Source organism: Bacillus sp. SM2101, assembly GCF_018588585.1.
Lineage (GTDB): Bacteria > Bacillota > Bacilli > Bacillales > SM2101 > Nanhaiella > Nanhaiella sioensis.
On sequence record NZ_JAEUFG010000112.1, the window covers coordinates 1 to 1,071 of the forward strand.

Annotated in this window: 2 protein-coding genes; both read left to right on the forward strand. The window is 34.5% G+C overall.

The features are described from left to right. The coding region (locus JM172_RS24475; protein ID WP_214484980.1) for an S-layer homology domain-containing protein at nucleotides 1–590 on the forward strand (590 nt) is incomplete at its 5' end. Continuing rightward, nucleotides 559–948, forward strand: a complete 390-nt coding sequence (locus tag JM172_RS24480; RefSeq protein ID WP_214484981.1) for a hypothetical protein — start codon at nucleotides 559–561, stop codon at nucleotides 946–948. The genes JM172_RS24475 and JM172_RS24480, both read left to right, overlap by 32 nt. Nucleotides 949–1,071: the final 123 nt, after the last annotated feature.

The following is a 1,071-nucleotide window of genomic DNA, read 5'->3' on the forward strand; positions in this document are numbered from 1 at the left end:
CTGAAGTTTATATTAATGGATTAGTAGAAGAGGGTGTGATTGTACCAAGTGAATATCCTGATGGATACAATCCTAACCTAGAAATCACTAGATTAGAAATGAGCAAAATGATTGCAAGAGGGTTAGCGAAGGAAAGTTTACAATGGAAAGAAGTATTAACTGGACTTGAACAACTGGACTTTATTAACCTACCTTTTACTGACCAAAGAGAGTTAAATAAAGCTGATCAACCATACGTAGCATTAGCGAATGGTTCTGGTATAGTGAGTGGTCGTTCGGATGGAACTTTTGACGCTGATGGTCTAGCAACAAGAGCTCAAGCATCAGTCATGCTAACTCGTTATCTAGGTGCTAAAGATAAATCACCAAATTTAGATAATTTGTTAGAAACTTTTAAAGGAGAAAAATCAATCCATGATCATTCTAAAGAAGAGTTAGAGTCTTGGATTGATAAAGAAGCAGACTTGGAGAGATTGAGTGATTATCCTGTTGATAATGATGTTTTTGATTCTTTAGCTGAAGTCAATCATTGGGAACGATATCCTAATAAGTACCAAGATGAAACAGAATATATTTTATCGGAGTGGTAAAACTTACAATGGGATAAGTTATTCAAGGGATGAATTACCTCAATTATTTAACGCGTTTGTTCAGGAAACCCAAAATAACAAAGTGATCTCAGAGAATATCTTTGTTACTGATATCTCAATGTTCTATAGTGTGAATGAGGGACGTCAGAATGATAAAAGAGTCAGAGGTACACAGTACATTAGATATACTTCAGGAACGAATCTACCAACTGAGATAGAGTTAAATAAGTGGTATGTTAGAGACCTAGATATTCAGGTACATTTCCCAAGAAAAACAGGTACAGTTTCTTGGGATACTCCTGATTGGGTATTTGAGGAAATCTTCCCTATTACCTCTTATGAGGAAGTAAAACAATAGACACTAGCGAGCTGTGGCTCGCTTTGTCTATCAATATCAAGCTTTCTTATTCAACAAAACCAGCTAATAGTTTGTCAACATTTTTCAATAAAAAAATTTAATTATCCATGTTATACTAAAATT

Bases quoted from the DNA above. Each gene is read 5' to 3' on its own strand.
- JM172_RS24480 (WP_214484981.1), top strand. From the start codon at position 559: ATGAAACAGAATATATTTTATCGGAGTGGTAAAACTTACAATGGGATA.